The 14,681-nt window shown below is 69.8% G+C and carries 9 protein-coding genes; 3 read left to right on the top strand and 6 right to left on the bottom strand.

What is annotated here, in order from left to right; all coding sequences use genetic code 11:
- Positions 1-36: 36 nt before the first annotated feature.
- Genes OHB01_RS32280 through OHB01_RS32270 form a run of 3 tightly spaced genes read right to left on the bottom strand, consistent with a single transcriptional unit; the run spans position 37 to position 3,731 of the window.
- Complete coding sequence (locus OHB01_RS32280; protein WP_328709855.1) at positions 37-1,083, bottom strand: ABC transporter permease; 1,047 nt, start codon at positions 1,081-1,083, stop codon at positions 37-39.
- Positions 1,076-2,641: a sugar ABC transporter ATP-binding protein gene (locus tag OHB01_RS32275; protein WP_142651603.1), complete on the bottom strand. Its 1,566-nt coding sequence runs from the start codon at positions 2,639-2,641 to the stop codon at positions 1,076-1,078. The genes OHB01_RS32280 and OHB01_RS32275 overlap by 8 nt, the downstream gene beginning before the upstream one ends.
- A gap of 13 nt (positions 2,642-2,654) precedes the next feature.
- On the bottom strand, positions 2,655-3,731 hold the full coding sequence (locus OHB01_RS32270) for a sugar ABC transporter substrate-binding protein (protein ID WP_142651602.1): 1,077 nt from the start codon (positions 3,729-3,731) through the stop codon (positions 2,655-2,657).
- Positions 3,732-4,072: 341 nt separating this feature from the next.
- On the opposite strand from OHB01_RS32270, the gene OHB01_RS32265 reads away from it, so the two are divergent.
- Positions 4,073-4,786 (top strand): FadR/GntR family transcriptional regulator, encoded by a 714-nt coding sequence (locus tag OHB01_RS32265; protein WP_147945012.1) that lies wholly within the window; start codon positions 4,073-4,075, stop codon positions 4,784-4,786.
- Between the two features lie 70 nt (positions 4,787-4,856).
- Here the strand turns inward: OHB01_RS32265 and OHB01_RS32260 are convergent, their stop codons facing one another.
- Positions 4,857-5,561, bottom strand: coding sequence for a FadR/GntR family transcriptional regulator (locus OHB01_RS32260; RefSeq protein ID WP_142651600.1), 705 nt, complete (start codon positions 5,559-5,561; stop codon positions 4,857-4,859).
- Positions 5,562-5,996: 435 nt separating this feature from the next.
- On the opposite strand from OHB01_RS32260, the gene OHB01_RS32255 reads away from it, so the two are divergent.
- On the top strand, positions 5,997-9,584 hold the full coding sequence (locus OHB01_RS32255; RefSeq protein WP_240972096.1) for a glycosyl hydrolase family 95 catalytic domain-containing protein: 3,588 nt from the start codon (positions 5,997-5,999) through the stop codon (positions 9,582-9,584).
- Between the two features lie 197 nt (positions 9,585-9,781).
- On the opposite strand, the gene OHB01_RS32250 is transcribed toward OHB01_RS32255, so the two are convergent.
- Positions 9,782-10,060, bottom strand: a complete 279-nt coding sequence (locus OHB01_RS32250; protein ID WP_142651599.1) for a hypothetical protein — start codon at positions 10,058-10,060, stop codon at positions 9,782-9,784.
- A gap of 670 nt (positions 10,061-10,730) precedes the next feature.
- Between OHB01_RS32250 and OHB01_RS32245 the strand changes: the two genes are divergently transcribed.
- Positions 10,731-12,434: an RICIN domain-containing protein gene (locus OHB01_RS32245; protein WP_142651598.1), complete on the top strand. Its 1,704-nt coding sequence runs from the start codon at positions 10,731-10,733 to the stop codon at positions 12,432-12,434.
- Between the two features lie 45 nt (positions 12,435-12,479).
- On the opposite strand, the gene OHB01_RS32240 is transcribed toward OHB01_RS32245, so the two are convergent.
- Positions 12,480-14,552 (bottom strand): alpha-galactosidase, encoded by a 2,073-nt coding sequence (locus tag OHB01_RS32240; RefSeq protein WP_142651597.1) that lies wholly within the window; start codon positions 14,550-14,552, stop codon positions 12,480-12,482.
- Between the last annotated feature and the right edge of the window lie 129 nt (positions 14,553-14,681).

Raw genomic sequence — 14,681 nt, 5'->3', positions numbered from 1 at the left:
GGGGAGACCGGCGCCGCGATCGGCCTCCCCCTCTCGTCATTCCTGCGACTTTCCGCCGGTGAGGCGGGAGATCGCAAGCGCGGTGAGGATGATCGCCCCGTTGAGCGCCTGGATCCACTGCGCGGGGACGCCCGCGAGGGTGAGGACGTTCTGGATCATGTAGAGCAGCAGGATGCCGGTGAACGCGCCGAACACGGTGCCCTTGCCGCCGTTCAGGCTGACTCCGCCGATGACGGCCGCGGCGAACACCGTGAAGATCGCGCCGTCGCCCTGGGCCGCGGCCACGGAGGCGAGCCGGCCCGTCAGCAGGAGACCGCCGATCGCGGCCAGCAGGCTCGCGGAGATCAGCACGATCCACAGCACCCGGTCGGTGCGGATTCCGGCCGCCTTGGCGGCGTCGACGTTCCCGCCGATCGCGTAGAGCGCCCGGCCGAACCGGGTGAATCCCATGACCACGATGCCGACGGCGAACAGCAGCAGGCAGATCCAGATGGACGCGGGCACGCCGAGCCACATGGCCGAGCCGAAGTAGGTCATCGACTCCGGCAGGTTGAAGAAGGTCTGCCCGCCGGAGATGCCCGTGAGGAGGCCGCGCAGCACGATCAGCATGCCCAGGGTGACGATGAAGCCGTTGAGCCCGAAGCGGACGATGAACAGCGCGTTCACCGCACCGATCAGCACGCCCACCGCGAGCGTGACGGGGATTCCCCAGGCGCCGGGCAGCAGCCCGAGCCCCGGCCCCGTCCCGGCGGCGACCGTGAGCCACGCGGCCACGCCGGGGGCCAGCCCGAAGGTCGACTCGAGCGACAGGTCCATCCTGCCGGCGACCAGCACGAGCGTCTGCGCCAGGACGAGGAGCGAGATCTCCGACATGGTCTGCAGGATGTTGATCAGGTTGTCGCTCTGCAGGAAGATCGGGTTGACGATCTGCCCGACGATCGCGATCACGATGATCGCGGGAACGAGCGCGAAGTCGCGCAGCCGCGCCAGGCGGATGGCCGGGCGGCGTCTCCCCGCCTCCTCGGGAGCCGGCGGGCTCGGAGGGTGTCCCGTCGTGGCGGGAGCGGTGGTGCTGTCAGGCATCGAGGTCGACTCCTTCCATGGCGGCCACCATCTCGTGGTCGTGCCAGCCGGCGGCCAGTTCCGCGACGACGCGGCCGTGGAACATCACGAGCACCCGGTTGCACAGCCGCAGGTCGTCAAGTTCATCGGAGGCGATCACGACGCCGGTCCCGTTGTCGGCGATCTCCTCGACCTTGCCGAGCAGGAACTCCTTCGACCGGACGTCGACTCCGGCCGTCGGAGTGATCAGCACGAGCAGGCGGGGGTCGCTGGCCAGGGCGCGGGCCATCACGACCTTCTGCTGGTTGCCGCCGGACAGCCCGGAGACGGGGAGCTCCGGGCCGGGTGTCTTGATCGCGAGATTCGTGATCATCTCGCGGGCCAGCGCGTCCTTGCGCCGGCCGCTGACGAACCCCGCCTGGCCGAGCCGTTCGGGCACGGTCAGCGTGGTGTTGTCGGCGATGGACATCAGGGGAACGAGGCCCTGATGGTGACGGTCGCGGGGCACCAGGCCCACCCCGGCGGCCAGCGAATCCGGCACACTGCCGGGGCGCGGGCGGTTCCCGGCCACCTCCAGGGTGCCGTCCCGGGGAGCGCGCAGCCCGGCGATGGCCTCGGCGAGCTCGTTCTTCCCGCTGCCGCCCAGGCCCGCCAGCCCCACGATCTCCCCGGCCCGCACCCGGAGGTCGACGTCCTGGTAGACGTCGCCGTCGGACAGGCCCCGTACGTCGAGGACCACCGGGGCGTCCGCCGGAACCGCCGGGCGTACGGCGTGCTCCCGCAGCCCCGCGGCCTCACCGGTCATCGCCGCCACCAGCTCGCCCTGCGGCAGATCGGCCACCGGCGCGGTGAGGATGTGCCGGGCGTCCCGGAACACCGTGACCGTGTCGCAGATCTCGTAGATCTCCTGCAGGTGATGACTGATGAACAGGAAGGTGACCCCCTGCTCGCGCATCGCCCGCATCCGGTCGAAGAGCCGGGAGATCGCCGCGCCGTCGAGCTGGGCGGTGGGCTCGTCGAGGATGATGAACCGCGCGCCGAACGACAGCGCCCGGGCGATCTCCACGAACTGCCGCTGCTCGACCCCGAGCTCCCCGGCCGGCCTGCGGACGTCGACGTCCACCGACCATGCCTCCAGCAGGTCGGCCGCCTTCCGCCACAGGCTCTTCCAGCCGACCAGCCCCAGCCGGTTGCGGTCGTGCCTGTTCAGGTAGAGGTTCTCCGCCACGGTCAGCTCAGGGATGATCGTGGACTTCTGGTAGACGCAGGCGACCCGTTCCCGCCAGGCGTCCCGGTCGGACAGCCGCGGCGCGGGCGACCCGGCGAAGCGGACCTCGCCCTCGTCCGGCGCCTGCAGCCCGGTCAGGATGGAGACCAGCGTCGACTTGCCCGCACCGTTGCGCCCGACCAGCGCGTGCGCCTCCCCGGGCCCGATCGTGATGCGGGCGCCGTCGAGCGCCGTCGTCTCGCCGTACCTCTTGGTGATGTTCTCCGCCGCGGCGACGGGCGGGTCCGTACGGCCCGGCCCGCCGTCGCGGGCGGGTGGAGGGCTCGCGGGCCCTCCCGCGAACGCTTCCATCGGTCACGCCCTCTCAGCTCAGGTTGTTGCCCCACAGCGACTTGTCGTCGTGCTTCACGCTGGAGATCCCGCCATAGGTGCCGCCGTCGGCCGTGACGAGCGGCGCGGACAGCTGGTCCTCCAGCAGGCCCGGCCGCACCTGGATGATGGTGCTGTCGTGATCGGTCGGCCCCGGCTGGAAGGTCTTGCCCTCGATCGCGGCCTGCGCGTACGACAGCGCCCACTTGGCGTACAGGTCCGCGGGCTGGGAGACGGTCGCGTCGATGTTCCCGGCGGCGATGTCCTTGAGCTCCTGCGGGATGCCGTCGTTGGAGACGACGAAGACGTGCTTGGGGTCGTCCGGCGGCACCAGCAGGTCGCGCTGCTTGAGCACCTGCAGCGTGCCGGCGAGGGCGAAGCTCGACTGCATGTAGACGCCCTTGACGTCGGGGTTCGCGGTCAGCACCGTCGAGAGCTTCTGCGAGGCCACGGCGCCGTCCCAGTTCGTCGCCTCGCCGAACACCTTGATGCCGGGATAGTTCTGCTTCATGCAGTCGTTGAACGCCTCGGTGCGGTCCCGGCCGTTGATGGAGGCCAGGTCGCCCTCCAGCATGACCACCTTGCCGTTGCCGCCGAGCTTCTCGCCCAGGAACCTGCAGGCCTTCTCCCCGTACGCGCGGTTGTCGGCGCGCACGACCATGAAGGCGTTCCCGGTGTCGGGCCGGGTGTCCACCAGCACGGCGGGGATCTTCTTGTTCTCGAGCTGCTGCAGCGTGGGCGCCACCGCCGCGGTGTCCTGCGGCGCCATGACCACGCCCTTCACACCCTGGCTCATCAGGGTCTGCACGTTGGCGGTGAGCTTCGCGATGTCGTTCTGGGAGTTGGTGGTCTTGATCTCCGCGCCCAGCTCGCCGGCGAACTTCGGCACGTAACTGATGTAGGAGTTCCAGAAGTCCGTGTCGGAACGCGGATAGTCGACGCCGATGACCGGCTTCGCCGCCGCGTCGTTCCCGGAGCCGCCGTCTCCCGTGCCGCCGCTGCCGCCACAGGCGGCGGCGAGGCATCCGGACAGGGCTAAGGCCGCGGCGAGTGCGAACCGTTTGCGTTCCATCGTCTCTCCTTCTGAAGCACCACGGCTGCCATGCCGTCGCCGACGCTCAGGTGACGTCCGCGTCGTCGTACGGGGCATGGGTGAGGTTGGTCGTGAGGGGGCCAATCACGACAGGACATGGGATGTCTTTCTATGCTCAAAACCGCTCTAGTGTCCAGACCTTGGGTAAGGATGGTGATATTCCGTTACGCACGCGGCTCTCATCACCAAGGGATCCGACGTCTCGGCCATCACCGTACGGGTGGGAAGACCGGACACATCGCATGTCTGCGGGCCGGAAGACGCAGCACGCTACGTGGACCATGTGGAGGTCTGGTGTCCTGACACACCAAAATGCAGGTATGTCGTTGACCGAGCAGGCGATCGAGCGCATCAGGCAGCGCATCAAGGACGGGACGCTTCCTCCGGGCGCCCGGCTGCCTCCAGAACAGGACCTGGCCGCCGAGCTGGGCCTGTCCCGCAACCTGCTCAGGGAGGCCGTCCGCTCCCTCGTCACCACACGCGTGCTGGAGGTGCGCAGGGGCGACGGCACGTACGTCACGAGCCTTTCGCCGGAGCTGCTGCTCGAAGGGGTCGGCCTCGCCGTCGAGATGATGCGGGGCGACGACCTGCTCGAGATCACCGAGGTGCGGCGGCTGTTCGAGCCGGTCGCGACGGGTCTGGCCGCCGCCCGGATCACCGCCGGGCAGCTCGCGGACGTCGAGCGGCATCTCAACGCGATGATCGCGGCACAGAACGACACCGAAGCGCTCAACCACCACGACGACGCCTTCCACCGGGCCGTTTTCGACGCCACGGGCAACAAGTCCCTGGCCGCCCTCCTCGGCGGCATCGCCAGCCGCACTCTCCGGGCGCGGGTCTGGCGCGGGCTGGTGGAGGAGAACGCGGCCGGCCGTACGATCGCCGAGCACGCCGCCATCTATCGCGCGCTCGCGGCCGGCGACGCCGCGCTCGCCCAGGCGGTCGCGCTCGTGCACGTCAGCACCACGGAGACCTGGCTGCGGGAGAACCTCGGCCGGTCGCGTCCCGGCACGGACCCCGACTCGGCGCGGTGATCAGGGCACGGTGATCAGGGCACGGTGATCAGGGCGCGGTGATCCCTGTGTGGTGATCCCTGTGCTGTGATCAGGGCGCGTCGCCGTCGTCGGGCAGCCGGGGGAGGGACTCCTCGACCCCGACGAGATGGTTGGCCATCCGGATGCGCGCCCGTTCGGGATCGCGTGCCGCGAGCGCCGCCCAGATCGCCACGTGCTCGTCGTGGGTACGCCGGTCGGCGCCCTCCTCGTGGAGGCTCCGCCACAGCCGGCCGCGGACGGTGCGCCGGGCGAACGCCTCGATCAGGCCGACCAGGACCGGGTTGTCGGTGTGGGCGGCGATGATGCGGTGGAAGGCGATGTCGATCTCGATGAGGCGCTCGTGGTCGTGGGGCGCCTGATCGATGATCCGGGCCGACTCGCCGAGCAGGTCCCTGGCCTGGCAGAGCGCCTCGTCGGTGATGCTGGTGGCGGCGAGCCGGGCCGCCTCCGATTCGAGCAGACGCCGGACGGTGTAGACGTGCCGCGGGTCGCCCTGGCCGTGCAGGTCCACGACGAAGCCCATCGGAGCCAGCAACTGCGTCGCGTCGAGGTTCGTGATGTACGTCCCGTCGCCCTGCCGGGTGCTGACGATGCCGAGGATCGACAGCGCCGAGATCCCTTCGCGCAGCGCCCCGCGTGAGACGCCCAGCGACTCGGCGAGGTCCTTCTCGACGGGCAGACGGTCGCCGGGCCGCAGGACGCCGTCGAGGATCATCCGCTTGATGCTGTCCACTACATCGTCTGTGCGTGACATGGCAGGTAGGTTCCCAGGGTCGGCGGGAGCGGGGGATTCCCCGTTACCACGGCGTGCGGGGAGCGGATGCGGCCTGCCCGCACGTCGTTCGCGCATGGTCGTCGGGAATCACTGCTGCTCTACGGATACAGGACGCGGCCGCGTGCCGCTACCCGGCGCCGCATGGCCTTTCCCGCCAAAGGTTAGATGTATTCCGGCCTGATAGCGGTCAGATGACCGGCTTGCGGGGGTTTTGCATCACATCGTTGACCGATACATCAAATCTTTGTAGCTTTGCCATCACCCCCTACACAGCCTCGTCACGCAGCCGGTCCCGCCGAACCCCGCCCGTCTCCTCGATGCGGGGCTCTCGCAGCCCAAGGGCGCGGCGCCGGCCGCCGGCAAGGCAGCCATGCGCTTGGAGAGCGAATGCCAGATCTGACGCGAAGGCAATTAATGAAGATCGGCACGGTCGGAGCCGGGGCTCTGATGCTGCCGATGCAGTGGACGGCGGTCGCCCGAGCAGGATCGGTGGCACCCTCGGAGGTGCGCGCCGCCAGCGACATGGCGCTCTGGTACGACAAGGGCGCGGGCACGGACTGGCTCCGCGCCCTCCCCATCGGCAACGGACGCCTCGGCGCGATGGTGTTCGGCAACGTCGACGCCGAGCGCCTGCAGCTCAACGAGGACACGGTCTGGGGCGGCGGGCCGTACGACCAGAGCAACCCGAAGGGCCTGGCGGCGCTGCCGGAGATCCGGCGCCTGGTCTTCGAGGACCAGTGGACCCAGGCACAGACGCTGATCGACCAGAACATGCTGGGCTCACCCGCGGGCCAGCTCGCCTACCAGACGGTCGGCAACATCAGGCTGACCTTCCCCGGCAGCAGCGGGTTCACCGAATACAACCGCCAGCTCGACCTCACCACCGCCGTCGCGTCCGTCACCTACCTGCTGAACGGCGTGCGCTACAAGCGCGAGGTGTTCGCCAGCGCGCCCGACCAGGTCATCGTCGTCCGCCTCACCGCCGACAAGCCCGGCTCGATCACCTTCAGCGCGACGTTCGACAGCCCCCAGCGCACGACGCTGACCAGCCCGGACAGCTCCACGGTCGCGCTCGACGGCGTCTCGGGCAACTTCGAGGGCATCACCGGCCAGGTCAAGTTCCTGGCGCTGGCCAAGGCCGTCGCCGAGGGCGGCAGCGTCACGAGCTCCGGCGGAACGCTCCAGGTGTCCGCCGCCGACAGCGTGACGCTGCTGATCTCCATCGGCTCCAGCTACGTGAACTACAAGGATGTCAGCGGCGACTACCAGGGCATCGCGCGACAGCACCTCGAGGCCGCCCAGGGCACGGCGTACGACACGCTGCGCAGCCGGCACGTGGCCGACTATCAGGAGCTGTTCAACCGGACGACGCTCGAACTCGACCGCACCGACGCGGCCGACCAGCCGACCGACGTCCGGATCACCCAGCACGGGGCCGTCGACGACCCCCAGTTCTCCGCGCTGCTCTTCCAGTTCGGCCGCTACCTGCTGATCTCCTGCTCGCGGCCGGGGACCCAGCCGGCCAACCTCCAGGGCATCTGGAACGACTCGATGAGCCCGCAGTGGGACTCGAAGTACACCATCAACGCGAACCTGCCGATGAACTACTGGCCCGCCGACACCACGAACCTGTCGGAGTGCTTCGAGCCGGTGTTCAGCATGATCAACGACCTCACGGTGACCGGCGCGCGCACGGCCGAGGTGCAGTACGGCGCCGGCGGTTGGGTCACCCACCACAACACCGACGCGTGGCGGGCGACCTCGGTCGTCGACGGCGCGTTCTGGGGCATGTGGCAGACCGGCGGCGCGTGGCTGGCCACCATGATCTGGGACCACTACCTGTTCACCGGCGACGTCGAGTTCCTGCGTAAGAACTACCCGGCGATGAAGGGCGCGGCGCAGTTCTTCCTCGACACCCTCGTCGAGGAGCCGAAGCTCGGATATCTCGTCACCAACCCGTCGAACTCGCCCGAGCTCAGCCACCACGCGAACGCCAGCGTCGCCGCCGGCCCGACGATGGACAACCAGATCCTGCGCGACCTGTTCGACGGCTGCGCGGAGGCCAGTGAGGTCCTCGGCGTGGACGCGAGCTTCCGGGCACAGGTCCTGGCCGCCAGGGACCGGCTCGCCCCGATGAAGATCGGTTCGCGCGGCAACATCCAGGAGTGGCTGTACGACTGGGTGGAGACCGAGCAGAACCACCGGCACATCTCCCACCTGTACGGCCTGCACCCCAGCCACCAGATCACCAAGCGCGGCACCCCGGAGCTGTACGACGCGGCGCGGCGGACTCTCGAACTGCGCGGCGACGACGGCACCGGCTGGTCGCTGGCCTGGAAGATCAACTACTGGGCGCGGATGGAGGAGGGCAACCGGGCGCACGACCTGGTCCGCCTCCTGGTCACCCCGGCCAGGCTCGCGCCGAACATGTTCGACCTGCACCCGCCGTTCCAGATCGACGGCAACTTCGGCGCGACCTCCGGCATCACGGAGATGCTGCTGCAGAGCCACACCGGCGAGCTGCACGTGCTGCCGGCGCTTCCGGACGCCTGGCGGAACGGAAAGGTGCGCGGCCTGCGGGGCCGCGGCGGCCATACCGTCGGCGCGGCGTGGAGCGAGGGGCAGGCCGACGAATACCTCATCACGCCCGACCGCGACGGTGTCGTCAAGGTGCGCGGCGGCATCTTCGCCGGGCGTCACAAGGTCCGCGACGTCACCGGCGGCGGCTCGGCCACGGTGGAGAAGACCGAGGCCGACGCCGTCCGGATCACCGCGCAGGCCGGTCACACCTACCGGGCGTACGCGCTGCAGAAGGTCACGGTGACCGCACCGGTCGAGGTCACCCCGGGTGAGGCGGCGAAGGCCGAGGTCACCGTCAGAGCGGTCGAGGAGCCGCTGGCGTCGGCGAGCGTGGCCCTCACGGTGCCGGAGGGGTGGACCGTCACCCCCGAGCACGCCGAAGTGGGGCCGCTGGCGGCGGACGCGAAGGCCACGGTGGAGTTCACCTTCACTCCCGCCACCGGCGCGGCGAGCGGCGCCGCGACCGTCACCGCCGTCCTCAGCGGCACCGAGGGGGGCGACGACTGGGCCGTCTCCACGACGGCCACGGTGCAGGTGTGGGGCGGCGGCGAGAAGCCGCTTGAGGAGCTCTTCAGCAACGTCGCGGTCACCGACGACACCAACACCGCTCCCGGGAACTTCGACGGCAACGGCGCCAGCATCTCCGCCCAGGCGCTGGCGTCGGTCGGCGTCACCCCGGGGGCCACCATCACCAAGAACGGGCTCACCTTCACCTGGCCCGACGTCGCGGTGGGCACCCCCGACAACGCCATCGCCTCCGGGCAGTCCCTCAAGGTGACCGGCACCGGCAAGACGCTCGGCTTCCTGCTGGCCGGGACCTACGGCGCGGTGTCCGGACCGGCCACCGTCGTCTACAAGGACGGCACGAGGCAGACCTTCACCCTCAGCTCGCCCGACTGGTACGGCGCGCCGGCTTCGGGGAGCGACGCCGCCGTCGTGGCCCCCTACCAGAACCGGCCGAACAACCAGCGGCAGAACACCCCCGCCACCATCTACTACTCCGGCGTCACTCTGCAGAACAAGGAGATCTCCCGCGTCGACCTGCCCAACATCAGCCCGAAGGCGGCGAACGGCGTCGCCACGATGCACATCTTCGCCGTCGCCCTCGACTCCGCCACGCCGCCCGAGCCGGAGGTCAAGCTGACCGTCACCGCGTCCTCCCGCTGCATCGGCAGTTCGGCGTACGTCGCGGTCACGGCCGTCAACGACTCCGACGTTCCGGCGACCATCACACTGACCACCCCGTACGGGTCCAAGACGGTGGCCGATGTGGCTCCGGGCAAGCAGGCCTACCAGTCCTTCAACACCCGGACCGCCCAGATCGAGGCGGGCACGGTCACCGTGAAGGCGACCGCCACGATCGACGGCAAGCAGGTCACCTCGTCCTACGACGTCGCGTACAGCGCGGCGAGCTGCGGCTGAGCCGCCGAGATCGCCAAGCCGCTCACACACGTGGCCGGCCGGCAGCCGATCGCCGGCCGTCCGCACCACGGCGGTGTCCTCGTCGCGAGACCTCGGTCCTCACGACGAGGACACCGCCGTGGCACAACCCGGGCCGGCCGCCCAGCCGGCCCTGGCGACTGGGTGCGATTCGCGCCGAAGCCGTCGGCACGGATGAGTCAGAGCTGTTTCAATGTCGCGCCGACTTGAACCACGAGCCAATGTTCATCTCCGAGTAGTCGCCTGGCGTCACTATGAAGCGCCTCGAAAAGCCGGAGGCCGGTCCCTTCATCGCCGGATTCCATGGTCCATCCGGCGAGGGCGCTCCTCGCTGCCAAGGTGACCAGATGTTCGGGGCCGAGCACCCGGTTGCTGTCTTCAACCAGCCGAGCGGCCAGGACGGTCGCACGCTGTGGTTCTCCGGCCTTCCCCACCGCTTCAGGGTAGGTGAGCCGCACCTGCAGCGTGCGTGGGTGTTGTGGTTCGTAGGCCTGCTCGCTCTGAGCCAGAGTCTCCTGGAGTATCGCGAGCGCGCTCTCGGCGTCATCGGCCTGGCTCTGAACCGCACCGGTTTCGTGGAGGCCGGTGGATCAACTCGGTTTCGTGCCGCCCACGGACCTGCACCCCCGAAGGGGACACGGCGTGGACGTGGCCGAACCTCCGACGTCATGGGCCGGGCCGTGCCTGACAGATACAACGCGACCGTGCGGTTTTGCGCTCAGGCGGATAGACCTTCATGACCAGGAACTCCTCATCGGGGTGGCGCTAGTGTTACCGCTATCACTGATGACCGTCAAGGAGAGCACCGCTCGACGGTGAATCTTCCACGTCCTCCCGGTGTCTTTCCAAACCGGCTGCGACCTCGTTCAGCTGCTGTTTCACCTGTTACTCCGGTCTGGCGGAACGGCCGGGCCGGTGACCGGGGCTTGACACCGTCAACGTCACGCTCTACACCGTGATGTTACCGATAACTCATAACAGCGTCGCCGATCCCGTGACGCCGAGCCGACGGGAGCGCGGCTTCCGCGCGCCTCCGCCGTTCCCGCCCTCATGCCCCCGACGACCTGCACGCCCCGACGACCTGCACGTCACCAACGAGCTTCACGCCCCCGATGAAGGAGAAGAACCATGCACCACTTACCCGTTCGCCCGGCGGCCGGGCGGCGACGGTCACCGGGCGCCGTCGCCCTGGGCCTGCTCACGGTGCTCGTCACCCTGGCGGCCACCGCGCTCACCTGGGCGGCGCCGGCCTCGGCGGCCCCCGCGCCGCTGGTGAGCGCGGCCTCCGGCCGGTGCCTCGACGTGAAGGGCAACGTCGACACCCTCGGCACCACGCTGGACATCTGGGACTGCAACGGCCAGGCCAACCAGGGCTTCGAGTTCACCTCGGCCGGCGAACTGCGCACGATGAACGGCACCCGGTGCGTGGACGCCTACAACAACCAGACCTCGCCCGGCACCCAGGTGATCATCTGGTCGTGCAACGGTCAGAACAACCAGAAGTGGCGGCAGAACTCCGACGGGTCGATCACGGGGGTGCAGTCGGGGCTGTGCCTCGACGTGGACCACGCCGGCACCGCCAACGGCACCGCCGTCATCCTGTGGACCTGCAACGGGCAGAGCAACCAGAAGTGGAGCACCACGACCGGCGGCGGGGGCAGTGCCCTCGTGGTCGACGCGAGCAGCGTCGTGCGCCCGGTCACCCGCGTGGCGTCGGGCACCCTCTATGGCCTGTCCGACGCGAACACCCCGCCGGTGTCGATCATGCAGCCGCTGAAGCTGCACCAGCTCCGCCAGCCGCCGCCGCTGCACGAGCACCGGCCGAACGGCTCCCCGGTCCCGATCGGTGACACGCTCAACGTCTGGCGCAACGCCGCCGCCATCGGCGCGGTGATCACGGTCGACATGGCCGACAGCTTCGACGGCTTCCCGTACAACTGGACGAACTGGAACGACTGGTACAGCCGGATCGACAAGATGATCGCGGCGGCGAAGTCGGCGGGCGTCACCAACATCGACGCCTGGGAGCCGTGGAACGAGCCGGACTGGACCTGGCCGTCGGCGGCGGGCGTCTCCTTCAACGAGGGATGGGTGCGCACCTACCAGCGGATCCGGCAGAGTGAGCCGAACAAGCCCATCATGGGCCCGAGCTACTCCTACCTGGACATCAACCGGATGCGGTCCTTCCTCAACAACGCCAAGGCCACGAACACCCTGCCCGAGGTGGTGTCGTGGCACGAGCTGGGCGGATGGCGGAACGTCACCGCGAACGTCCGCGCCTACCGCGCCCTGGAGCGCGAGCTGGGCATCTCGCCGCGGCCCATCTCCATCAACGAGTACGCCACGACAGGCGAGATCGACGTGCCGAGCAGCGTCAACCACTACGTCGCCCAGTTCGAGCGCGAGGGCGTGCGCGACGCCGAGCGGGCGTTCTGGTACGAGGCCGGCACGCTCAACGGCCTGCTGTACAACGGCCAGCCGACGGCGTCGTACTGGATGTACAAGTGGTACGCCGACCAGACCGGCAACATCGTCAAGGTGACCCCGACCACGAACAACGACGGCGTGGCCGCCTATGACGGCAGGACGTTCAGCGTGGTCTTCGGCGGCCAGTCCGGCAACAGCTCGATCCGCGTGGACGGGATCGGCGGGCTGGGCTCCTCGGTCACCGCGACCCTCGAGTACGTCCCCGGCTCGGGCCGCAAGACGAACGTGTCGGCGGCGACCCAGGTGTGGTCGAACGCCTACACCGTCACCAACGGCAGCGTCACGATCCCGATCGCCGGCCAGGACGCCAACGGCGCCTACCGCCTGGTTCTGACCCCCAGGTGACAGGCGAAGGAGGCCCACCGGGCGCCCGGTGGGCCTCCTGTACTCCTATTCCCTCACCAGGTGGATCATGGCGCTGGCGTAGTCGCCGGGAGCCAGTTCGGGGAACAGACCGTGGGTGAGCAGCACGGCCCCGTGGTGGACCTCTCCCGTGACCGCGTCGCGGTAGCGCGCCTGCGGATCGAGGGCGCGCAGGGGGATCCCCGGATCGGCGTGCCCGAACCGGCGGGCGCGCCGGTAGACGAGCACGGCGGCCTCGGCGCCGTCGGGGGCGAGATACTGCACGGCCGACAGCTCGCCGCCCGGCGGCAGCAGGCGGTGCTGCCGGCCGTGCTGGACCAGGTGCCGGATCCGCTTGTAGTCGGCGACGAGCTCGGCCGCCCGGTCCAGATCGGCCTGGCTCCACTCGTCCAGGGCCCCGCCGATCGAGAGCAGCCCGGCCATGGCCACGTGGAAACGGAAGTCGAGGGGGATCTCCCGTCCCGTGTAGGGGTTGGGGCTGTCGGTGACCCACGCGCCCATCACCCGGGCCGGGTAGAACTGCGAGAAGCCGTGCTGGATGTCCAGCCGGTCGAGGGCGTCGGTGTTGTCGGAGGTCCACACCTGGTCGGTGCGGCGCAGGATGCCGAGGTCCACCCGGCCGCCGCCGCTGCTGCACGATTCGATCCGCACGTGCGGGTGGGCGGCGCGGAGCCGGTCGAGCACGTCATACAGGGTGTGCACGTGGCCCAGCCACAGCCGCTCGTCCGGGCCTGCCTCGGTGAAGGGGCGGTTCATGTCCCACTTGAGGAAGTCGATGGCGTTCTTGGCCAGCAACTCGTCCAGCGTCCGGAAGAGCCAGTCCCCGACCTCCGGCCGGGACAGGTCGAGCACGAGCTGGTTGCGGTGCTCGGTGCGCCGCCGGTGCGGCCGGTGGATCACCCAGTCGGGGTGGGCGCGGTAGAGGTCGCTGTCGGGGTTGACCATCTCCGGCTCCACCCACAGCCCGAACAGCATGCCCAGCTCGTGCACCCGGTCGATCAGCGGCCCGAGCCCGTCGGGAAACCGGCGCGGGTTGGGATACCAGTCGCCGAGCCCGGCGGCGTCGTGGGTGCGGGCGCCGAACCAGCCGTCGTCCACCACGAACAGCTCCACGCCCATCCGGGCGGCCGCCTCCGCCAGCCGGATCTGCCCGTCCAGCGAGACGTCGAAGCCCGTCGCCTCCCAGGAGTTGTAGAGCACCGGCCGCAGCTCGCCGGCATGCGGCAGGACATGCCGGAGCTGGTGGTCGTGCCAGGCGCGGCTGGCGGCGCCGAAGCCGCCCTCGGTGTAGAGCCCGGCGCACACCGGCGTGATCAGCTCCTCTCCGGTGCCCAGCTCCCAGGTCACCGGGTCGTGCCCGAAACCCGCGGACAGCGTCACCCGCTCGGTGGGCAGGCGCTGGGCGACGAGCCGCCAGCTCCCGCTCCAGGCCAGCGCGCAGGAGTAGACCGCACCGTGCTCCTCGCCCGCCGTGCCGTCGTCGACCATCGCCCAGGGGTTGGCCTGGTGGCTGGTCACACCTCTGCGGCTGGTCATGACGGTCTCGCCGTACGGCAGCTCGGTGCGGTGCAGCCGGGTCTCCGCGCCCCACTGGCCGCGTACGGAGCTGAGCCGATAGCCGTTCAGCCGGGGGAGCACCCAGGTGGCGGAGTCCGCCCGTACGACGGTGACGGGCTCGCCCTCGTTGCGCAGGACCAGGTGGCGCTCGATCACGTCGCCGAACAGGCGGTAGTGGCACTCGACGGCCAGCGGGTATTGACGGTCGGCGTACGCCAGCACCAGCTCCCGATCGGTGCGGCGTTGCCCGGCGAAGACGAGCTCCAGGTCGCGGGTGCCGTCGGCGAAGCGCACCTGCAACCCGGCGTCTCCGTAGCGCAGGCCTCCGGTCGCGACCAGGTCGAAGGAGCCCTCGAGCGGGTCCTCCACCGGCCGGAAGCCCGGCTGCGGCAGCCGTAGCAGGAGCGAGGCCGCCTGCTCGGGGGTGAACCGGGGACCCCAGTGCAGGACGCGCGGCCGGTCGGCCTCGTCGAGGTGCAGCACATAGGAGGAGGACGGCCCGGACAGCACCCACAGGCGGTGTTCGGAGTCGTGATGGATCATCTCGGCCTTTCGACGGCGAAGGGAAGGACGGCATGACACACGGAACGCTCCACCCGCATGGCGCGGCGGAGGACCGTGGCGTTGGCAGGGGACCGTGGTGGGCGAAGGGCTCTGGGATGCGGCGGAGGG

This window comes from Microbispora hainanensis (assembly GCF_036186745.1).
Taxonomy (GTDB): Bacteria; Actinomycetota; Actinomycetes; order Streptosporangiales; family Streptosporangiaceae; genus Microbispora.
This window is presented reverse-complemented; position numbering and strand designations above follow the sequence as displayed.

What these genes read in the sequence shown, in the direction of transcription:
- OHB01_RS32240 (WP_142651597.1), bottom strand. Translation starts at nt 14,552, where the DNA reads ATGATCCATCACGACTCCGAACACCGCCTGTGGGTGCTGTCCGGGCCG.
- OHB01_RS32275 (WP_142651603.1), bottom strand. Translation starts at nt 2,641, where the DNA reads ATGGAAGCGTTCGCGGGAGGGCCCGCGAGCCCTCCACCCGCCCGCGAC.
- OHB01_RS32245 (WP_142651598.1), top strand. Translation starts at nt 10,731, where the DNA reads ATGCACCACTTACCCGTTCGCCCGGCGGCCGGGCGGCGACGGTCACCG.
- OHB01_RS32280 (WP_328709855.1), bottom strand. Translation starts at nt 1,083, where the DNA reads ATGCCTGACAGCACCACCGCTCCCGCCACGACGGGACACCCTCCGAGC.
- OHB01_RS32260 (WP_142651600.1), bottom strand. Translation starts at nt 5,561, where the DNA reads ATGTCACGCACAGACGATGTAGTGGACAGCATCAAGCGGATGATCCTC.
- OHB01_RS32255 (WP_240972096.1), top strand. Translation starts at nt 5,997, where the DNA reads ATGAAGATCGGCACGGTCGGAGCCGGGGCTCTGATGCTGCCGATGCAG.
- OHB01_RS32265 (WP_147945012.1), top strand. Translation starts at nt 4,073, where the DNA reads ATGTCGTTGACCGAGCAGGCGATCGAGCGCATCAGGCAGCGCATCAAG.
- OHB01_RS32270 (WP_142651602.1), bottom strand. Translation starts at nt 3,731, where the DNA reads ATGGAACGCAAACGGTTCGCACTCGCCGCGGCCTTAGCCCTGTCCGGA.